Origin of the sequence: Massilia cellulosiltytica (assembly GCF_047325105.1) — a bacterium.
GTDB lineage: Bacteria > Pseudomonadota > Gammaproteobacteria > Burkholderiales > Burkholderiaceae_D > Telluria > Telluria orientalis.
The window spans coordinates 3,381,786-3,401,824 of sequence record NZ_CP168562.1; the positions used below are offsets into that span (position 1 = coordinate 3,381,786).

Annotated in this window: 19 protein-coding genes and 1 pseudogene; 11 read left to right on the forward strand and 9 right to left on the reverse strand. The window is 65.7% G+C overall.

Features of this window, described 5'->3' with window-relative positions; all coding sequences use genetic code 11:
- Positions 1 to 209 precede the first annotated feature (209 nt).
- The 5 genes from ACEN9H_RS14770 to ACEN9H_RS14790 all read right to left on the reverse strand — a co-directional run bounded on the left by ACEN9H_RS14770 (position 210) and on the right by ACEN9H_RS14790 (position 6,018).
- Positions 210 to 1,241, reverse strand: a complete 1,032-nt coding sequence (locus ACEN9H_RS14770) for an alpha/beta fold hydrolase (protein WP_413675363.1) — start codon at positions 1,239 to 1,241, stop codon at positions 210 to 212.
- Positions 1,238 to 2,140, reverse strand: a complete 903-nt coding sequence (locus ACEN9H_RS14775) for an NAD-dependent protein deacetylase (protein ID WP_413675364.1) — start codon at positions 2,138 to 2,140, stop codon at positions 1,238 to 1,240. The genes ACEN9H_RS14770 and ACEN9H_RS14775 overlap by 4 nt, the downstream gene beginning before the upstream one ends.
- 68 nt (positions 2,141 to 2,208) lie before the next feature.
- Positions 2,209 to 3,117, reverse strand: a complete 909-nt coding sequence (locus ACEN9H_RS14780; protein WP_413675365.1) for a DMT family transporter — start codon at positions 3,115 to 3,117, stop codon at positions 2,209 to 2,211.
- 9 nt (positions 3,118 to 3,126) lie between these two features.
- Positions 3,127 to 4,800, reverse strand: coding sequence for an L-aspartate oxidase (gene nadB, locus ACEN9H_RS14785; RefSeq protein WP_267873873.1), 1,674 nt, complete (start codon positions 4,798 to 4,800; stop codon positions 3,127 to 3,129).
- A gap of 30 nt (positions 4,801 to 4,830) precedes the next feature.
- On the reverse strand, positions 4,831 to 6,018 hold the full coding sequence (locus tag ACEN9H_RS14790; RefSeq protein WP_413675366.1) for a glycosyltransferase: 1,188 nt from the start codon (positions 6,016 to 6,018) through the stop codon (positions 4,831 to 4,833).
- Between the two features lie 161 nt (positions 6,019 to 6,179).
- Here ACEN9H_RS14790 and ACEN9H_RS14795 point away from each other — a divergent pair, with 161 nt between their 5' ends.
- From ACEN9H_RS14795 to ACEN9H_RS14810, 4 genes are all read left to right on the forward strand, one after another.
- A complete protein-coding gene (locus tag ACEN9H_RS14795) occupies positions 6,180 to 6,677 on the forward strand; it encodes a pyridoxamine 5'-phosphate oxidase family protein (RefSeq protein ID WP_413675367.1) in 498 nt (165 codons plus the stop codon).
- Between the two features lie 93 nt (positions 6,678 to 6,770).
- Positions 6,771 to 7,355, forward strand: coding sequence for a nicotinamide riboside transporter PnuC (gene pnuC / locus ACEN9H_RS14800; RefSeq protein ID WP_413675584.1), 585 nt, complete (start codon positions 6,771 to 6,773; stop codon positions 7,353 to 7,355).
- Positions 7,352 to 8,641 carry an amidohydrolase family protein gene (locus ACEN9H_RS14805; protein ID WP_413675368.1) on the forward strand — a complete coding sequence of 430 codons (1,290 nt, stop codon included), beginning with the start codon at positions 7,352 to 7,354 and terminating at the stop codon, positions 8,639 to 8,641. The genes pnuC and ACEN9H_RS14805 overlap by 4 nt, the downstream gene beginning before the upstream one ends.
- 32 nt (positions 8,642 to 8,673) lie before the next feature.
- Positions 8,674 to 9,006, forward strand: coding sequence for a four-helix bundle copper-binding protein (locus tag ACEN9H_RS14810; RefSeq protein ID WP_413675369.1), 333 nt, complete (start codon positions 8,674 to 8,676; stop codon positions 9,004 to 9,006).
- 4 nt (positions 9,007 to 9,010) lie between these two features.
- Here the strand turns inward: ACEN9H_RS14810 and ACEN9H_RS14815 are convergent, their stop codons facing one another.
- From ACEN9H_RS14815 to ACEN9H_RS14825, 3 genes are all read right to left on the reverse strand, one after another.
- A complete protein-coding gene (locus tag ACEN9H_RS14815) occupies positions 9,011 to 9,358 on the reverse strand; it encodes a hypothetical protein (protein ID WP_413675370.1) in 348 nt (115 codons plus the stop codon).
- 85 nt (positions 9,359 to 9,443) lie between these two features.
- Positions 9,444 to 9,722, reverse strand: a complete 279-nt coding sequence (locus tag ACEN9H_RS14820) for a hypothetical protein (protein ID WP_413675371.1) — start codon at positions 9,720 to 9,722, stop codon at positions 9,444 to 9,446.
- Positions 9,723 to 9,792: 70 nt separating this feature from the next.
- Positions 9,793 to 10,593 carry an SDR family NAD(P)-dependent oxidoreductase gene (locus tag ACEN9H_RS14825; protein ID WP_413675372.1) on the reverse strand — a complete coding sequence of 267 codons (801 nt, stop codon included), beginning with the start codon at positions 10,591 to 10,593 and terminating at the stop codon, positions 9,793 to 9,795.
- A gap of 119 nt (positions 10,594 to 10,712) precedes the next feature.
- Here ACEN9H_RS14825 and ACEN9H_RS14830 point away from each other — a divergent pair, with 119 nt between their 5' ends.
- The 3 genes from ACEN9H_RS14830 (at position 10,713) to ACEN9H_RS14840 (ending at position 12,867) form a co-directional block, all read left to right on the forward strand.
- Positions 10,713 to 11,273: a TetR/AcrR family transcriptional regulator gene (locus tag ACEN9H_RS14830; RefSeq protein ID WP_413675373.1), complete on the forward strand. Its 561-nt coding sequence runs from the start codon at positions 10,713 to 10,715 to the stop codon at positions 11,271 to 11,273.
- Positions 11,274 to 11,346: 73 nt separating this feature from the next.
- A complete protein-coding gene (locus tag ACEN9H_RS14835) occupies positions 11,347 to 12,510 on the forward strand; it encodes a tyrosine-type recombinase/integrase (RefSeq protein WP_413675374.1) in 1,164 nt (387 codons plus the stop codon).
- Positions 12,511 to 12,549: 39 nt separating this feature from the next.
- Positions 12,550 to 12,867, forward strand: coding sequence for a carboxypeptidase-like regulatory domain-containing protein (locus ACEN9H_RS14840; RefSeq protein ID WP_413675375.1), 318 nt, complete (start codon positions 12,550 to 12,552; stop codon positions 12,865 to 12,867).
- Here ACEN9H_RS14840 and ACEN9H_RS14845 read toward each other — a convergent pair whose 3' ends face one another.
- Positions 12,868 to 14,367 carry a hypothetical protein gene (locus ACEN9H_RS14845; RefSeq protein ID WP_413675376.1) on the reverse strand — a complete coding sequence of 500 codons (1,500 nt, stop codon included), beginning with the start codon at positions 14,365 to 14,367 and terminating at the stop codon, positions 12,868 to 12,870.
- Positions 14,368 to 14,700: 333 nt separating this feature from the next.
- On the opposite strand from ACEN9H_RS14845, the pseudogene ACEN9H_RS14850 reads away from it, so the two are divergent.
- From ACEN9H_RS14850 to ACEN9H_RS14865, 4 genes and pseudogenes are all read left to right on the forward strand, one after another.
- Positions 14,701 to 14,848 (forward strand): annotated as a pseudogene (locus tag ACEN9H_RS14850) (helix-turn-helix domain-containing protein); the annotation flags it as partial.
- A 259-nt stretch (positions 14,849 to 15,107) separates the two neighbouring features.
- Positions 15,108 to 17,099 (forward strand): beta-L-arabinofuranosidase domain-containing protein, encoded by a 1,992-nt coding sequence (locus ACEN9H_RS14855; RefSeq protein ID WP_413675377.1) that lies wholly within the window; start codon positions 15,108 to 15,110, stop codon positions 17,097 to 17,099.
- A 170-nt stretch (positions 17,100 to 17,269) separates the two neighbouring features.
- Positions 17,270 to 17,470 carry a hypothetical protein gene (locus tag ACEN9H_RS14860; protein WP_413675378.1) on the forward strand — a complete coding sequence of 67 codons (201 nt, stop codon included), beginning with the start codon at positions 17,270 to 17,272 and terminating at the stop codon, positions 17,468 to 17,470.
- Positions 17,471 to 17,481: 11 nt separating this feature from the next.
- Complete coding sequence (locus ACEN9H_RS14865) at positions 17,482 to 19,974, forward strand: TIM-barrel domain-containing protein (protein ID WP_413675379.1); 2,493 nt, start codon at positions 17,482 to 17,484, stop codon at positions 19,972 to 19,974.
- Positions 19,975 to 20,039: the final 65 nt, after the last annotated feature.

Below are 20,039 nucleotides of genomic sequence, written 5' to 3' on the forward strand. Positions count from 1 at the left end.
ACTTCGGCTCCCGCCTGCGCGGGAGCGACGGTGTTTTTTGCGTTCCGCTCTACGTTCTACGTCCCGCACTCGCTGGCCCTCGCCTGTAGGTGAGAGCCCCAAAACGTCGTTCCCGCGGAGGCGGGAACCTGATTTTTGTGACTGGCCACGCAAACTTGGGCTCCCGCCTGCGCGGGAGCGACGGGGTATATTACGTCCCGCTCTTCGTTCTACGTCCCGCTCTCGCTGGCCCTCGCCAGCGCCTCCGCCTGCGGATTCCTCCGATACACCGACTCCCCAACGCGCCCCGCGATCTCGTCGACCGCGGCGAGCACCTTGTCCGGATGCGCATAATGCGTCATGTGCCCGACGCCGGGCTGCAGCTGCAGCTCGCTGTCCGGCAGGCGCTCGTCCAGCCGCTCCGAGTTGTGGCCGAAATCGACGATCTTGTCCTTGGTGCCGGCCATCACCACCACGGGCACCTTCAGCTCCGGATAACGCTTGGCCAGCGCCACGGCCGACGGCACCATCAGCGCCGTCTCCGCCGCGCTGGCGCGCAGCTGGCTCGGGCGCAGCAGCATCCACACGGGCAGTTCGCGGAAACGGGCGTCGACCGGCTGCGGCGAGAACACCCGCTTCGTCAGCGGACGCCACAGCATGCGCGTGACGAGCGGCGAGATCGTGTACCGCATCAAATCGCCCACGACCGGAATCGCGGGACCGGACAGCAGCGGCACGTCGGCGCGCAGGCTCGGGTAGTAATAGCCCGACAGCAGCACGAGACCGCGCACGAAGTCCGGCACTTCCAGCGCCATCGACAGCGCGACGAGCGTGCCCCACGAGTGGCCCAGCACGATGGCCGAATCGACGCCGATTTCCTGCAGCGCGTGATGCAGCAGCCGTGCCTGGGCCTGCGGCGTCCACACCTTGCTGCGCGGCCGCTCGCTATAGCCGAAGCCGGGGCGATCGAACGCGATCACGCGGTAGTGCTCGGCCGCCTTGTCCATCAGGCCGCTGGTCTGGAAATCGCTGGCCAGCACGCCGTTCCCGTGCAGCAGGACCAGCACGGGGCCGCTGCCCCGTTCCACATAATGCAGGCGCACGCCGTCGACCTTGACGAAGCGGCCCTTCGGCGGGTTCTCCGCCTCCGCCTGCTTCGTCTTGGCGCGCACATAGAAATAGGAGGCCGCGAGGCCGAGACCGGCCAGCAACGCGCCGGCCTGCCAGGGTTTGACACCAGTGCTGCTTAACGTTTTCGTCACAGTATTCCCCCGTCGAGTGGTATGGATGGCGTGTCTCGCTCCGTCTGCTCCGAACCTTTGATGAGCATGTCCAGCGCGAGCGGGAGCACCCGCTCGGCCGATTCTTCGATCTTGATGTCGAGGAGGTCGTCGGCGCGCGTGCGGCCGAGGTTGATGGCGGCGATCGGCTTGCCGGCGGCCTGCGCCATGCGGCAGAACCGGAAGCCGGAATAGACCATCAGCGATGATCCGACCACCAGCAGCGCGTCCGCCCGTTCCATCTGTTCCAGTGCGATGGCCGTGCGCGCCGGCGGGACGTTATCGCCGAAGAAGACCACGTTCGGCATCAAGGTCCCGCCGCAGCACGTGCAATACGGGAGGCGGAAGCTGGCCAGTTCCGTCGGTTCAACGGAGGCATCACCGTCCGGCAGCGGCGTCGCATTCGCACCCGCCATGTGCGGATTGAAATCTTCCAGCTGCCCCTGCACGAAGGCGCGCGGGAAGATCGCCGAGCATTCGAGGCACACGACCGTATGGATATTGCCGTGTAGCTCAAGCACGCCATGGCTGCCGGCCTGGCCGTGCAGGCCATCCACGTTCTGCGTCAGCACCGACCCGATGTGCCCGATCCGCTCCAGGCCGGCGAGGGCGGCATGGCCGCGATTGGGCCGCGCCTGCGCAAGCACGGGCCAGCCGATCATGCTGCGCGCCCAATAGCGCCGCTGCACGGCCTCGGATTTGCGAAAATCCGGCCCGTGGATCGGGGGTTTGCCGCGGCGGGTGCCGTCGCGGTCGCGGTAGTCGGGAATGCCGGATGCCGTCGACAGCCCCGCGCCCGTCAGTACGAGCGCACGCCGGTGGCGGTCGAGGAATGCGGCGATCCGCGCCGCGTGGTCGTGGACGGTGAATGCTTCAGCCATCTTGATGTGCTCCTTCCGCTGGGATCGTAACATCTCCGATGCCCGCACAGAAACACGTTACGGCTGCTTCAACGTTTGGCGGACACGACGATCCCGCCCACGATCAGCAGGAACGCGAGCACGTGGTAGGCATGGGGCAGTTCGCCCAGGAAGGCGGACGACAGCAGCGCCGTGAACAGCGGCGTCAGGTTGACGAAGAAGGCGCCGATGCCGGGCCCGGCGCGGCGGATGCCCGCGCCCCACATGGCGAACGCGAGCACGGCCGGGCACACGGCGACGAACAGCAATGCCGCCACGACGGGCCAGCTCCAGGCGATGGCCGCCGCACCGAGCGACCACTCGACGCCGGCAAAACCGGCCGACCACAGCAGCCCGAACGCCACCTGCGCAGCGAGGAACGCGGCCCAGTCGGCGCGCAACGCGGGCTCGTCCTGCGGCTGCAGCAGCATCCAGCTGTAGAACGACCACGCGATCGTCGCGAGGATCATGTAGAGGTCGCCCGCGACGAGGCGCAGCGCGAGCAGCTGGTCGACGTCGCCTCGGCACAGCACGACGAGCACGCCGACGATCGACAGCAACGCGCCGATCACCTGGCGCGTCCGTACGGCCACGCCATAGAACAGCCGCCCGACGAGCATCATCCACACGGGCATGCCCGAGGCGACGAGGGTCACGTTGATGGGCGTGGAGCTTTGCAGCGCGAGATACTGAAGGGAGTTGTACATGCCGATGCCCAGCAGCCCCAGCAGCGCATAGCGGTGCCAACGGGTGCGAATCGCGTCCAGCACGCCGGCCTGGCGCAACGTTGCCCACCCGAGCGGCAGCAGGACGGCCAGCGCGATCGTCCAGCGCAGCAGATTCAGCGTCATCGGCGGGACGGCCGTGCGCACGAGCCGTCCCACGATGGCGTTACCCGCCCACAGCAGGGGCGGGACGGTCAACAGCAGGACGGTCGATGGCGTAAGCTTCTGATTCATCTAGCCGGATTAGCGGCGGCGCGGCGTCAGTACGCTGGGCAACGCCTTCGGCAGCGTGTCCGGGTAGTCGCGCGAGAAATGCAGGCCCCGGCTTTCGTGACGCGACAGCGCGCTGCGCACGATCAGGTGCGCCACCTCGACCAGATTGCGCAGCTCCAGCAGGTCGTTGGTCACGCGGAAGTTGCGGTAGTACTCGTCGATCTCTTCCTTCAGCAGCTTGATGCGGTGCTGCGCGCGTTCCAGGCGCTTGGTCGTGCGCACGATGCCGACGTAGTTCCACATGAAGCGGCGCAGCTCGTCCCAGTTGTGGGCGATGACCACTTCCTCGTCCGCATTGGTGACACGGCTCTCGTCCCAGGCGGGCAGCGCGGGCAGGTCGACGGCCGGCGCCGCGGCGATCTGGTGCGCGCATGCGCGGCCGACGACGAGGCATTCCAGCAGCGAATTGCTGGCCAGGCGGTTGGCGCCGTGCAGGCCCGTGTACGCGGTCTCGCCGACGGCGTACAGGCCCGGGATATCGGTGCGGCCGGCCAGGTCCGTGACGACGCCGCCGCACGTGAAGTGCACGGCCGGCACGACGGGAATCGGTTCCTTCGTGATGTCGATGCCCAGCTCCAGGCAGCGCGCGTAAATGGTCGGGAAGTGTTCCTTGATGAATTCCGGGCTCTTGTGCGTGATGTCCAGGTGGACGTAGTCGATGCCGCGCTTCTTCATCTCGAAGTCGATGGCGCGTGCGACGACGTCGCGCGGCGCCAGCTCGCCCCGGTCGTCATGCGCGGGCATGAAGCGCGTCCCGGCGGCGGGTCCCGCCTCGGGCGGCAATTTCAGCAGACCGCCTTCGCCGCGCACGGCTTCAGTGATCAGGAACGATTTCGCGAACGGGTGGTACAGGCAGGTCGGGTGGAACTGGATGAACTCCATGTTCGACACGCGGCAGCCGGCGCGCCAGGCCATCGCGATGCCGTCGCCCGTCGCCGTATCCGGGTTCGTCGTGTACAAATAGACCTTGCCGGCGCCGCCGGTGGCGAGCACGGTGTGCTCCGCCTCGAACGTCTGCACCCTGCCGCTTTTTTCGTCCTGCACGTACAGGCCATGGCAGCGCGGCTGGCCGACGAGGGCCGGTCCGGTATGCACGCCGTCCGGCTGCAGCTTGTCGGACGTGATCACGTCGATCGCGCAGTGATGTTCGAACAGGGTGATGTTCGGGTGTGCGCGCACCTTTTGTTCCAGCGTCACCTGCACGGCGTGGCCCGTGGCGTCCGCGGCGTGGATGATGCGGCGCTGGCTGTGGCCGCCTTCGCGGGTCAGGTGGAAACCGAGTTCCGCGGTCTCGTCGCGGGTGAACGGCACGCCTTGCTCGATCAGCCATTCGATCGCCTCGCGCCCGTGCTCGACGATGTAGCGGGTGGCCGCTTCGTCGCACAGGCCGGCTCCGGCGACCAGGGTGTCGGCGATATGCTGGTCGTGGCTGTCGCCCGAATCCAGCACGGCGGCGATCCCGCCCTGCGCCCAGTTGCTGGCACCGTCGAGGAGCTCGCGCTTGGAGATGATGGCGACCTTGCGGGTTTGCGCCAGATGAAGGGCAACCGACAGGCCGGCGAGGCCGCTGCCGACGATGGCTACGTCAAATTTCATCGCACTCTCTTGGTTTTGCTTTTGTAAAGAGGCATCACTATAGACGATTTGGCGCGGGCATGTGGAAGATGGCGCTGTTCAGCATCCCCCGCGGAGGCTCCCCGGCGCCTCGCCGCCCGTGAGGGCATCGTAGACGGCGAGGACATCGCGGGCCATCGCCGGCATGCTGTGGCGCGCGATCACCTGGCTGCGCGCGCGGGCGCCGTGGCGGGCCGCCATATCCGGGATCCTGCAATAATCGGCGATCGCCGCCGCCAGCAATTCCGTCGACATCGGTGGCACGAGGATGCCCGTAAAGCCCGGGTGCACGAGCTCCGTATTGCCGCCGACGGCGGCCGCGACGACGGGCAACCCCGTCGCCATCGCCTGCAGGATCGCGCCCGACCGGTCCTCCGCGCGCGCCGGCAGCACGAACAGGTCCATCGCCCGCAGCAGCTGCGGCACGTCGGCGCGGGCGCCCGGCAGCCATGCACGCGCCGCCGCGCCGGCCCGGTGCAGCAGCGCCTGGCATTCGGCGCGCTCGGGCCCGTCGCCGACGAGCAGCAGCCGCAGCCGCTGGTGCGCCGGATGCGGCGACGCGATCAGGCGCAGGAACGCCTCGACGAGGGTCGTGTGGTTGCCGGCGGCATCCATGCGACCGACACTCCCGACGACGAACGCCGCGTCGTGCATGAAACCGGGCGGACCGACGGCGGCGGACGGCCCAAGCCGCGGATGGAATTGCACGCTGTCGACGCCGCTCGCGATCTGCGACACGCGCGCCGGTTCCGCGCCCATGGATTCGACGAGCCATTCCTCGAGGTCGCTGCTGGCCGCGATGTAATGGTCGACGAGCGGGCACAGCAGCCGGCGCAGCAGGCGCTTGCCGACGCCTCCTCGCGCATCCGCCGCGCGACGTCCGTCCTCCGCGTGCACGCGCAGCTTGACCCCGGCCAGCGCCGCGACCACCTGGGCGGGCAGCCCGGCGCCGTCACGGGTGTGGATGAGGTCGGGCCGCAGCGCGCGCAATACGCCGAACATGCGCACGTAGTGCAGGGGATCGGACCCCGACCGCTTGTGCAGGTTGACGACCTCGACGCCGTGCTCGCGGACGTCGCCCTGGTGGCCGAAGCGGTCGTGCATGCAGACGATGGCGTGGCGATAGCGCTCGGGCGGCAGGTGGCGGATCAGGTTGAGCAGGCTGGTCTCGGTGAGGGCGGCATCGAGCGCGTCGACCACGTGGACGACGAGACGCGGCCGCTCGTCCGGCTCGAACAGGGAACCCATGCATCACCCGAAAATGAGACGAGATAGCAGATTATATTGCGCTGCAACGTGGCATTTTTTCTGCTTGCGGGCACTGTTGACCGGCCTCAAAGGTTCGCCGCCGCACCGAACCACAGGGGGGCGCGCGCTACGATGGAGCTCCATCCGAACGAGGAACGACCATGAGCACACACGACAGCAAAGACATCGCCGACCTGAAAGCGCGGATCAAGGAAGTCCGCTTTCCCATGTTCACGTGGCAGGACGAACACGGCCACCTGCTGAGCCAGCCGATGACGCAGGAAGAGGTCGACGACGCCGGCGGCGTCTGGTTCTTCACGTCCACGCAGACCGCGCTGTGGGATTGCATCGCGCACCGGCCGCAAGTGAACCTGTCGTTCGCGAAGCCGGAAGACAGCCTGTTCGTGTCGGTCAGCGGCCTGGCCGAGCGCGTTGTCGACCGCGAACGCATCCGCGCGATGTGGAACGCGGGCGTGCAGGCGTGGTTCCCGGCCGGCCCGGACGACGAGCACGCCGTGCTGATCCGCGTCGAGCCGCACTCCGCCGAGTACTGGGATTCGAACGACAGCAAGATGGTGCGCCTGTTCGCGATCGCAAAAGCCGCCGTGACGGGAATGCGACCGGACATGGATGCCGAACACCGCACAATGAAGCTATAACATTCCTCTCTTGCAATAGTCGAAGAGGCTGGCGTACAGTACACGCTTCTTTGGAGGAGCGTGCATGGACAGGGACGGGCAGGGCCGGGCGCGATGATCGCGCCGCTCGAACTGGCGGCAAACGGATTCGTCGCGGTGTCCATCCTGCTGGCCGGACGCAACAACGTCCATACGTGGTGGACGGGCATCGTCGGCTGTACGCTGTTCGGCGCGCTGTTCGCCCGGAACCGCCTGTACGCCGACGTCGCCCTGCAGGCGTTCTTCGTGGCCACCAGCGTCGTCGGCTGGTGGAAATGGGCGCGCGGCGACCACGGCGACCCGCTGCCGATCACGCACGCCGGCGCCGCGAACCTGTTGTGGACCGTGCCCGTGGGCATCGCGGCCACGGCCGGCTATGGGGCGTTGCTGCACTTCACGACCAACGCGTACGCGCCGTTCCTCGATTCTGCCGTCCTCGTCTTTTCCGTCATCGGCCAGGTGCTCATGATGCAGCGCCGCGTCGAGAACTGGGCGTTCTGGCTGCTGGTGAACTCCATCGCCGCACCGTTGTACCTGAGCCGCGACCTCGTCCTGACGGCCGTGCTGTACGCCGGCTTCTGGATCAATGCCATCGTTTCCTGGCGCAGCTGGTATCGACTGGCCGCGCAACCTCTTTTATCCGAGAGCCCAACCACATGAACAAGACACCGGTCGCGGCCGCGCTGGCCATCCTCACCTTCACCCTGTCGGCCACGGCCGCCGACCAGGTCGTCGCCATCCGCGCCGGCAAACTGGTCGACGTCGTCGGCGGCAAGGTATTGCAGGACCAGACCATCCTCGTCAGCGGCGAACGCATCACGGCCGTCGGTCCCACCGCGAGCACGACCGTGCCGGCCGGCGCCCAGGTGATCGACCTGTCGCGCGAAACCGTGCTGCCGGGCCTGATCGACGCCCACGTGCACCTGACCGGCGACCCGAACCTGCACGGCTACCGGTCGCTGGGCGTGTCCGACATCCGCGCCGCCATGTACGGCGCGTACGCGGCGCGGCGCACGCTGGAAGCCGGCTTCACGACGGTGCGCAACGTGGGCGCGAGCGGTTTCGGCGACGTGGCGCTGCGCGACGCCATCAACGACGGCGAACTGCCGGGTCCGCGCATGCGCGTGGCCGGCTACGCCATCGGCATCCAGGGCGGCCATTGCGACAACAACCTGCTGCCGCACGATTTCCATTTCACGGAAAACGGCGTGGCCGACGGGCCGTGGGCGGCGCGCGCCAAGGTGCGCGAGATGGCGAAGTTCGGCGCCGACACCATCAAGATCTGCGCATCCGGCGGCGTGCTGTCGAAGGGCGACGAGGCCGGAGCCCAGCAGCTGACGCTGGAAGAGATGAAGGCGATCGTCGAGGAAGCCCATAAACTGGGCCGCCGCGTGGCCGCGCATGCGCATGGCGCCAGCAGCATCCGCGACGCGATCCTGGCCGGCGTCGACTCCGTCGAGCATGCGAGCCTGATCGACGACGAGGGCATCCGCCTCGCGCGTGAAAAGGGGACGTATCTCGTCATGGACATCTATAACGACGACTTCATCCTGCAGGAAGGCGCCAAGGCCGGCATGCTGCCGGAGTCGCTGGAGAAGGAGCGCATGGTCGGCCAACTGCAGCGCGATAACTTCCGCAAGGCGTTCAAGGCCGGCGACAAGATGGCGTTCGGTACCGACGCCGGCGTTTACCCGCACGGCGACAATGCCCGTCAGTTCTTCTACATGGTCAAGTATGGCATGACGCCGATGCAGGCGCTCCAGGCCGCGACGATCAATGGCGCCGACCTGCTGGGCTGGAAGGACCGCGTCGGCTCGATTACCCCGGGCAAGTACGCGGACATCGTGGCGGTCGGTGGGGATCCGCTGGCGGATCCGGCTGCGCTGACCCGCGTGGACTTCGTCATGAAAGGTGGCGCCGTCATCCGGAGCGATGCGCAAAAATAGACGTCACCTATCCACGACCAACGGGAGAAGTGATGTCTAACGACAATTTTAATGCTTGTATCGAAGCCTGCTATGCGTGTGCCGCCGCCTGCGACAACTGTTCGACGGCATGTCTGAAGGAAGACGACGTCAAGATGATGGCGCGCTGCATCGCACTGGACATGGACTGCGCCCAGGTCTGCCGCACGGCCGCCGCCTTCATGGCGCGCGGCAGCGATGTTGCGCGCGACCTGTGCCGCCTGTGCGCGGACGTGTGCACGGCTTGCGGCGATGAGTGCGGCAAGCATCCGATGGACCATTGCCAGGCATGCGCGCAGGCGTGCCGCGCCTGCGCCGACGCGTGCCGGCGCATGGCCGCCGCCTGAGCGGTCAGTCGCGGCGGGGCGGTGCCAGGTCGTCCTCGCTCTGGTTGCCGCCCGTTTCCGGCGCGCCGAGGCCCGTCGAACCGGGGCTGGCCTGGCGGCTGCGCGTGTCCTGGTAGCCGCGGTTGATGGCCGTCGCGGCCGTGCCTTCGCCTTCGGCCGGTTCGTCCGGCTGCCCCTGGCGGTTGCCTGCGTCGCCAGACTGGCTGCTGCCGCGCGCCAGCGGCGCTTCCTCTTCCGGACGTGGCTGGGTGCCGCTGCCGCCCGTCTCGGCCATCGTCTCGTGGGTGAGGGTGCTGCCTTCTTCGCCGCTGGTCGGGTTGCCGACGCCGATCGTTGTCGATTTCGCGTTCATGTCGCCTCCTGGAGTGAATTGATGAGCGATTGTCGCTGGACGCACGCCGCCCGTCTGTCGGCAAGCACGGCGCGCGCGTGTAGGATCAGACCGGAATCTCGGAGGTACCACCGCCCACGCTGCCGAACTCCTGCAATTGCTCGACCGTCAGCCGGCGCTCGTTGAGCGCGGCCAGGATCGCTTTCAACTGGTCGGGGTCGGGCTGGATATAGACGATGCGCTGCTCGATTTCGTCTTCCCAGCAGCGCGTGTAGGGTACGTCGGTCTCGGCCATGATCTTCGCGTCGAAGCTGCCGTCGCGCAATTCGCCGAACAGGGTGACGCGCGTCGTGTCGGGCGTCGTGTTCTTTACCGTGATGCTCATGCATGCTCCTTTCGGTGTGCTGGTCGTCACGGTCATTGTCCCGTAGGCGCGCGCCGGCTGCAAACGCGGTTCAAGCGTGCGCGGCCGCCAGGTAGCGCGAGGCCGGCTTGCCGCTCATCGCGCCCTGCATCAGCCTGGCGGCGGCTTCCTCGAAATTCTTCCACAGTTGCGCATCCTCGACGGACGGGAACGTCACCTGTTCGCCCAGGTCGAGGCCGGCCAGGGCCGCGTCCACGCAATCCTCGGCCGTCATCACGATGCGCGGGTCCATCGCATTCAGCCGGTCTTCGTCCCAGATCTCGGTGGCGGTCACGGACGGCGCCACCAGTTGCACGCGGACGTTCGTGCCTTGCACCTCGTTCTGCAGGGCGCGCGTCAGGTTCGCGACATGGCCCTTGCCGGCGCTGTAGAAGGTGCTGCTCGGCAGGAAGCCGAAGCCGAGGATCGAGGCGATGTTCACGAGCGTACCGCGGTTGCGCGCCAGGAATTGCGGCAGGGCGGCAAGGCTCAGTCGGTTGACCGCGTCCACGTTGATCGCCTGCTGCCAGGCGACGTCGGCCGGGTCCAGGGTCGTCGTCGCACCGGGCACCGACACGCCCGCATTATTCACGAGCAGGGTGATGCCGGCATCGTCACGGATCAGGTCGGCCAGGCGCTCCACGTCGTCGCTGCGACTGAGGTCGGCAACGAAGGGACGGACCTGCACGCCGTACTCCCTGGCCAGCGTGTCGGCCAGTTCGGCGAGCTTGTCGCCGCGGCGGGCGACGAGGACGAGGTCGTAGCCGCGCCGCGCCAGGCGGTCTGCGTAAATCCTGCCCAGGCCTGCGGATGCGCCGGTGACGATGGCCGTGCCTTGCTGTGCTTTGCTCATGATGTGCTCCTCGATGGTGGGGTTGAATGCAAACATGATGGTCGTCATGTTTGGATGGATGAAGCATGATGGATATAATGTTTGAAGTCAACCCCACAATTTATATGGAGGCGATAGAGATGCGCTATCCACCGGAAGAAACCGCCGCCAAGCACCGCCGCATCCTCGAGGAAGCGGCCCGGCTGTTCCGCGAGCGCGGCTTCGCGGGCGTCAGCGTCGGCGAGATCATGAAGGCGACCGGGCTCACGCATGGGCCGTTCTACAACCACTTCGCTTCCAAGGAAGCGCTGATGGCCGAGGCATTGTCCGACCTGTCGTCGCGGACGCAGGCCGATTTCGACCGCATCCTGGCGGAGCAGGGCATCGCGGCCTACCTCGACCTGTACCTGAGCCGGCGCCACGTCGACAGCGCCGGCGCGGGCTGCCTGATGACGGCGCTTGCGGCCGACAGCGCGAAGGAGCCGGCCACCCGCGGCCCATTCACGGCCCACGTAAAGGGCGTCATCGACCGCCTGATGCGCGCGCTGCCCGGCAAGCGCCGCGCCGAGGCGGATGCGCGCGCCGCCGCCATGCTGGCGCTGGCCGCGATGGTGGGCGCGGTGACGCTCGCGCGGGCGGTCGACGATCCGGCGCTGGGCGACGAGATCCTGGCGGCGACGCGGCAGCGACTTCTGGACTGAATCAACGGCGGTGCTGGGCCGACGGCGGCCGAGCTGCTATACTGTATAAAAACACAGTTATCCCAGCACCGCCATGCCGAACTTCACGCCCATCGACCTTGGTCCGACGATACCGGAAGCGATCACGACCGGCGCGAGCGGCCGCCTGCACGTCAAGATGTACCGCCAGGCCGAGGACGCGATCACGGAAGCGACCACCGACATCGAACTGGCGCGCGAATTCATCGCCCACGGCGAACTGAGCGCGAAATCGATCCAGAACACCCAGAAGGAACTGTTCCGCTTCCTGACCTGGTGCCGCGAGGAAGCGAAAAAGACGCTGGCCCAGCTGAACGTCGCCGACCTCAACGCGTACAAGGAATTCCTCAAGAACCCGCCGCCCGAGTGGGTCTGCACGACGAAATGGCCGCGCACCGATGCGCGCTACCGGCCATTCACGGGACCGCTGTCGGACGCGAGCCGGCGCCAGGCAATGATCGCCGTGAAGGGCCTGCTGGGTTTTGCCGAGCAGACGGGCTATTTGCGCCGCAACCCGGGCGCGCTCGTGCGCAACGTCCGGGCGCCGTCCGCGAGCCGCATTACGCGCTACCTGACGCAGGGCGCGATCGCGCTGGCGCTGGAGACCGTCGCACACCGTGCTGCCGACACGCCGGCCGCGCTCAAGCGCCGCGCGCGCGACCGCTTCCTGCTCGTCGCTTTCGCCCATACGGGTGCGCGCCTGAACGAGATCGTGGGCGCATCGATGGGGGCTATCTACACGGAAGGGAACGGCCGATGGTGGATCGACGTCCTCGGCAAGGGCAACAAGCCGCGCCGCCTGCCGGTGCCGCCGGACATGCTGGACGCGTTCCGAACCTACCGCCAGGCGTTCGGCCTGTTGCCGCAGACGGGCCGGACCGACCGCACGCCGCTCGTCCTGTCCAGCCGCAGCCGCGAACCGGCGCGCATCACGGACGAGGCAGCCTCGGAAGCCATCAAGGCGATCTTCGCCGACGCGGCAGGCGTTGCGGACGGGCGCGGCGACGCCGACACGGCCGCCACGCTGCGCCAGGCATCCGCGCACTGGCTGCGCCACAGCATGCTGACGAACCATGCGAACAACGGCGTCCAGCTGAAGACGCTGCAGGACACGGCGGGCCACGCGAACATCGCGACGACGGCGGCTTATCTGCACAAGACCGACAACGAACGCTACGACGAAATCATCGCTTCCGTGAACGGGCGCGGCATCCTGTAAGCGCCTTACGCTGCGCGTGTAAGTGACTATACTGGATGCATGGTGCTTCCAGCTCACGCTACCAGCGGTATCGACGGCGAGGTCATCCTGCGCCCGGTGAGTCCGGTCGAATGGCCGGGCATGGTCAACCAGCGCCCGTACCAGGCGCTGATCGGCGTGGCGGATGGGGCAGGGCGCCACGTGGCGGAGGTCCGCAGCGACCCCGACGGCCGGTTCCGCATCTTCCTCGAACCCGGCACGTACGTCCTGCAGCCGGAATCCGAGGCTATCTATCCGCAGGCGCCGGCGCAAACGGTCACGGTGGAGAAGGACCAGTTCACGTCGGTACGCATCATTTACGACAGCGGCATCCGCTGATCACGACGCGAAACCGATGCCGACGATCCGGCTGCCCCAGTCGTGGTTGGTCAGGACATCTTCATTGACGAGCCACGCGCGCCGCGTGTTGCGCGGATCCACCGTCACCGCCGAATAATCGCCCCAGCGGCCGCCCGTGAAGAACGTCGGACTCGTGAAGGCCGCGATGCCCGGGCTCAGCGAGTACGTGGTGCCGTTGTTGTGATCGAAGCCGGAGAACCGCACCTGGGCATTGGTACCACGCGGCGGGTCGGTCATCGTCCAGGTCACGTAGATGTCGTTCGCGCTGTTGGCCGCGATCGACGCGTTGAAGTCGAACGACGTCGACGTCCCGAAGAAGAACGCGCTCTGCACGAGCGAACTGGAGGCCGTATTGATCTGGTAGAACTTGGGCGCCGCATAGCCCACCAGGTTGACGGTATGAACCTGCCACAGGAAATCGCCGGTCTGCGTGCTGGCGTTGACGAAGCGGCCGTCGAGCGTATCCAGCGTGGACGTCGTGCCCGGCTGCGGCGCGTCGGGCGGGGCAGTGTAGGCGGGCACCGCCACGCTCACCGGCCCCGTCAGCTGGATCGCGTTCGGCCGGCTCGAATTGGTGAGCGTGTAGAGGCTCAGACTGCTGCCGCCCGATGCGGCGATCAGGTACGTGCGGGCATTCTGGTCGAGCACGATCGGCGGCGCGAGCGTGGCGCGCAGGCCCGTGAAGACGGGAACCGAGAAGCCGAGCCCGTTGTACAGGCGCGCTTTCGCCACCGCGAACATGTCGGCACCCCGGAATCCGCCGGAAGCCGTGAACACGTTGGCCGTGATGATGATCGAGTCCTGGTCATAGCCGAGCTGCGGATAATCCCAGAAATCGCCGGCGTTGAAGGTCACGTTCAGCGCATAGATGAAATACGGGCCCAGCGGGTTCGACGTCGTGGAGATCGCGACGAAGAAGAGCTGGCGCGTGCTCGACTCCTGGAACGCGTCCGCCGTCACGACCCAGCGGTTCCACACGCTGTCGTACACGGCGCGCGGGTCGAACAGCACGCGGGCGCTATAGCCGAAGAAGGCCGCCAGCGAAATGCTGGTGCGCTGGCTGGGATTGGTCCGCAGGAAGATATCGATGTGGGAGTTCGTCACCTCGACGAAATGATCGAGGCCCACCGCGCCGTGCGTGTCCGGCGGCATCAGGCCGTCGACGTCGGTCGCGCCCGCGAAATTGGGACCGACGAGGACGATGGGCGCGCGGGGGAGGGCTTCGGCTTCCGCGTCGACTTCCATGTCCGCCTCGACCGGCTTCTCGGCCGTCCGGTCCTGTGCCCGCAGTTTCGACTTGATCTCTTCGTACTCGGCCGCAGGCATCGTCGGCAGGAAGGGCTTCGATTTTCCTTGCGCGACCGCACGCGCATTCGGCGCCACATTGGTTTCCATGTCTTGCAGCATGGTCTCCACGGTCCTCAGTTGGGGCGCCGCGGCCTCCAGCTGAGTCCCGATTTCGATAGCAGAATGTTTCACGACATTACTCCTTTCCATTGAAATAGCTTGCAGCGTTGGAACCGGCAGAGGGCAGGCGCCATTCCCGCGCCGTCCACTATCGTGACAAACGGGCTGGACGTTGTTGATAGGGGTCAGGACGAGAGAGCTCGTCTTTGGGGAGGGAGTTTCCTACTGGGGCGGGAAAATGCTGATGTTCGAAAAGGAAGACTCGCGCAGGAATTCCTCGGTCGTCAGACTGTCCTCGACGCCCTACCGGTGTCCGAGTTGCGGCCATTTGTACGGCGCTAGACCTGATGCCTTAAGGCGACATTTTCGGGTTAGTTACTAACGTTTTAGAAAGTAACTTCAACGATGCGTCAGCAAGCGGTCCAGGCGGTCCGCGAAGGGGGCGACGCCAGCCAGCCTGGCGACAGCCTATGGCGTGAGCGAGCGGACGATTTACACGTGGCTGGCCGCGTTTGCCTCCGGTGGGCAAAACGCGCTGTTGGCCGAGCCGATCTACCGAGAGTGCCAGCGAGATCGCCGGGGGAACCGAGCGTCGCAATGCATCGGTGAGGGTGGCGTCATCTGCGGCATCGGGGATGATTCTGTGAAAAGCGTCATTCAGGCGCACGAACGTCGCCAACCAGGGCAGATGTCTCAGCACCGTGTAGGCACTCGACATCGATTTTTCTACTTGACAATCCATGGACAGTCCGCCGATATTCGGCGTCCGCTTTCGCACGGCGGAACTGTGGTTATCTCTTTAACGATCTCATTTGACGAAAGCCATTCTGATGTCCTTCACCCGACGTTCGATGCTCAAAGCCACGCTCGTGGCGCTGCCGGCGCACTGTGGCGCCCGCGGCCTTGACCGATTTGTGCCTCCCGTGTCGGGTACGGTGCCGGTCGATGGGGCCCGGGCCTTCCTGGCAAATCAGGTGCGCCTGCTGCCGGGAAGTCCGTTTTACGCACGGCAGGAGCTGCATCGTAAAGGGGTGCTCGCGTCTTACGATCCGGACAAATTGCTGTACCACTACCGCGCTTTGGCCAAGCTTCCCCAAAAAGGCGGTATCGAGAAGGGCTACGACGGCTGGGATAGCGAATTTATCCGTGGGCACATGACAGGCCATTATTTGTCCGCCGCGTCGCGCATGGCGGCGGCGACCGGGAGCCTGCTGTTTCGCGACCGGGTGAACTACCTCGTGGGGGAGCTCGCCACATGCCAGAGGGCTCTGGATCTGGATGGTTACCTGGCGGCCTTTTCCACGGCGGCCTTTGACCAACTCGAGGGCAAGCCCGGGGCCGATGCCGGGGGCATCGGCGTGCCTTATTACACGATCCAGAAGATCATGTCGGGCCTCATCGACGCCTATACCTATGTCGGCAACAAGCAGGCACTCGACGTCGTCACGAGGATGGCCGACTACTTCGGGAAACGACTCGCGGCCCTGGATGCCGCGCAGATCGACAAGATGTTCCGCACGGACGGCAGCCGCAATCCCCAAAACGAGTTTGGTGCGATGAGTGACGCGCTGACGGAACTCTACAAGATCGATAACAATCCCCGGCACCTCGACACCGCTCGCATATTCCATCGCGCCTGGTTTGTCGGCCCACTTGCCGAGGGCGAGGACAAGCTGGGCGGTTTGCACGCCAATACGCACATCGCGCCAGCAGTGGGCTTGGCGAACAGTGCGAACGTCGATGGCAACCCGGTGGAATTGCGCGCGTCCGAGAACTTCTGGCGACTGGTCGTGCACCGGCATTCGTTCGCCAACGGCGGTAACTCATTCAACGAATGGTTCGACAAACCCGGCGTCGAGGCGGGCCCGTCGATCCATGATCAGAAGATGTTGCCCCCGACCACCGCCGAAACCTGCAACACCCACAATATGCTCAAGCTGACGGCGAGGCTGTTCGAGCGCAACCGCCATGCGGAACTTGCCGACTACTACGAGCGTGCGTTGTACAACCACGTGCTGGCGTCGGTGGCACCCGACACGGGCGCCGTGACCTACTTCACGCCGTTCCACGGAGACTTTCGCACCTATCTGAACGGCAGCTTTTGCTGTTCGGGCACCGGTCTTGAAAACACCGCACGCTACAACGAAGGCATCTATTTTCACAGCAATGATGCGCTCTGGGTGAACCTGTATATCCCATCCGAGCTCAGCTGGCGGGAAACCGGGATGGTGTTGCGGCAGCAAGGGGATATCACGCGAGGTGAGCCGGTGCGCCTGACGGTGGTCAAACCTGCAGCCCACGGCGTTACGCTCAAGTTGCGTATCCCCGCGTGGGTCGCCAAACGGGCTACGGTAAGAGTCAATAACAAGCCGCAAGGTGTGAACGCCAAGCCCGCAAGCTATCTCTCGTTAAGGCGGCAATGGAAAGCCGGTGACGTGATCGACCTGGCACTGCCAGCCGGGCTGCGACTGGAGCAAGCCAGGGACGACGCCTCGATGGTCTCCATCTTCCATGGCCCAGTATTGCTGGCTGGAGAACTTGGCAAGGACAATATGCCTGTTCGCGACGTGGGCGACAAGGATGCCTACCTGAAGACCGCGGCGGTGCCGGTTCCCGATATCGTCAGCACGTCCGGCAATCCCGCCGACTGGCTCGCTCCGATCCCCGGCGATCCGTCCGCGTTCAGGATCAAGGACGCCGGTCCGGCGAGCGGGATTGTCGTGCGGCCGTTGTTCGACCTGCACCATCAACGCTATTCCGTTTATTGGCATCTTCGCAAAGACACATTCCGTGACCGCGCATAGTCGGCACATAGGAAATGAAATTTCCGCCTTGCCAGCTTAGTGATCTGGGTGGGAAGCGGAGGACCATGCCCGCGTTGCCGGCGGCAGACGCATGCCCGATGGTTGATTGTATTTAAATTATAAAATACAATCGAGGGCATTCATATTCTGCTAATGCCCGGAGACAACCCATGCCCGCCCGCCGCGTCGCACTGTTCGCGCTTGCCGCCCCGGTTCTTGCCCCGCTTCTTGCATTGCATCTGCCGACACACGCCGCCGCCGTGGAGGATACGCCCGTCTACATGACCACCGTTCCCGGCCCGTTCCGCGCGGACGCGGAATCGCTCAAGACCTACCGGACGCCCGGGATACCACCAAACGAAACACAATGAGGAAAACAACGATGCGAAGCACCATATTCGGCGTGCTCGTCGCGTCGATGCTCGTCTTTTACCAGGACGTTGCGTTGGCCGCGATCCAGGATGTGCGCGCGACGGACCGCGGACTCGAGTACAAGCTCGACGATACCCGCATGCAGATCACCTTCATCACGGACCGCATCGTGCGCGTGACGGCGACGCGCAACCGAAACTGGTCCACGGCCGCGCGCCTGATGCAGGCGGAGGAGGTCGCCGACAAGCCGGGCAGGATCACGTCGCGCGACGAGGGCCAAACGCGCGTGCTGCGTTCGTCGAAGGTGACGGTAGTAGTGAACCGGACGACCGGCGCGATCGCGTTCCGGGACGCGGGCGGCCGTCTCGTCGTGCGCGAGGACGATGCGACGCCGCGCGCGTTCGAAAAAGTTTCAGTGGTCAAGTCGATGCCGGATCCCGCGACGGTCAAGACCATCAAGACCGTCGACGGCGACCGGCAGGTCGCGGACGCCTATGTCCAGAAGAAGGACCGCGATGCGTGGAAGGCGACGGCGCATTTCCGCCTCCAGGACGACGAAGCGCTGTACGGACTGGGCTTCGACGAGACCGCCGACCTGAACCTGCGCGGCAAGACCAAGCGGCTCTATCAGCACAATCTGCGCAAGGTCATTCCGTTCATCGTCTCGACCCATGGGTACGGTCTGTTGTTCGATACATACAGCGCGATGACGTTCGCGGATGGCGAGGCGGGAACGTCGGTCACCAGCGACGTTGTGGACGACCTCGGGTACTACTTCATCCTTGGCCCGTCGATGGACGGCGCGATCGGCGGATTCCGCCAGCTGACGGGCGCCGCGACGATGTTGCCGCAATGGGCCTACGGCTACGTGCAATCGAAGGAACGCTACAAGACCCAGGATGAAGTCGTCGACACGGTGAAGGAGTTCCGCAAGCGTAAAATCCCGCTCGATCTCATCGTCCAGGACTGGAATTACTGGACCCCGGGCCATTGGGGCAGCCCCGTTCCCGACGCGTCGCGCTATCCCGACCTCGCGGCGATGACGAAGGCCGTGCATGACCAGAATGCGCACGTCATGATTTCGATCTGGCCGAATCCGAGTCCGCTCGACCCGCCCGGCAAGGAATTGAAGGATGGCGGTTACATGAGCGCAGGCTCGGCCAACGTCGACTTCTTCCAACCCAAGGCGGGGGAGATCTACTTCCGCAATGTGTGGACATACCTTGGCCGGCACGGCATCGATGCATGGTGGTGCGACTCGACGGAACCGGAAGTCGCGGACTGGACCTGGGATCCCAAGCGCGCGGAGAATGCCGATGACCTCAACATCGCCGGCCTGGCCCGCGTCATCGACCCGCAATTCCTGAACGCCTATGGGCTCGTCGATTCGCAGAATTTCTACCGCAACTGGCGCAAGCAAACGGCCGACAAGCGCCTGGTCAACCTGACGCGCTCCGGCTATGCAGGCAGCCAGGCAGTGGGCGCGGTGCTCTGGACCGGCGACATCGCGGCCAAGTGGCCCGAGCTCGCGCAGCAGGTCGCGGCCGTCCAGCGCTTCAGCGCATCGGGCACGCCTTACATCACGTTCGACAGCGGTGCCTTCTTCTCCGGACCCGGCAAACCATGGTTCTGGAGCGGCGAATACGAAGGCGGCACAGCCGATTTCGGCTACCGCGAGCTGTACACCCGCTGGCTGCAGCTCGGCGCGTTCATGCCGATGTTCCGCAGCCACGGCACCGATACGCCGCGCGAGCCGTGGCAGTTCGGCGAGCCGGGCACACCGTTCTACGATGCGATCCTGCAGGCCATCCAGTTACGCTACCGCCTGCTGCCGGCCATCTATTCGCAGGCTGGCCTGGTCCACCTGCGGGGCGCATCGTTCATCCGTCCTGTCGCTTTCGCGTACCCGGACGACCCGCGCACCCATGATCTGAACACACAGATGCTGTTCGGCGACGGCATCCTGGTCAGCCCGGTGATCGCGCCGATGTACTATGCGGCGAAGTCGGTGCCGATCGATGGCGTCGCCAAGAACCGCGAGGTCTATCTGCCGAAAGGTACCTGGATCGATTTCTGGACCGGCGAGAAGCTGTCCGGCGGCAGGACGGTCACCGTCGATGCGCCGATCTCGCGCATCCCGCTGCACGTCCGGGCCGGCAGCATCCTCCCGATGGGACCGGTCGTGCAATACGCGTCGGAACAGCCCGACGCACCGATCGAGCTGCGCATCTATCCCGGCGCCGACGGCGACTACACGTACTACGAGGATGCGGGCGAAGGCTGGGGATACGAGCGCGGCGACTATGCGCTCATCAAGATGCGGTGGAACGACGCATCGAGAAAGCTGACCATCGGAAAACGCCAAGGGAGTTTCCCCGGGATGAAGCGAAAACGTATGTTCAAGGTCGTGGTCGTCGGCCCGGAAGCGGGCCGGGGCGCGGAACAGGACGGCAAGGCGACCGACGTTGTCTACGACGGTAGCGTCGTGACAGTCGCAAAATGATGCCCATTGCCGGCCAACGGCGATGAACAGGTCTCCCGCATCGATCGATTGCGGGAGGCAGCCCT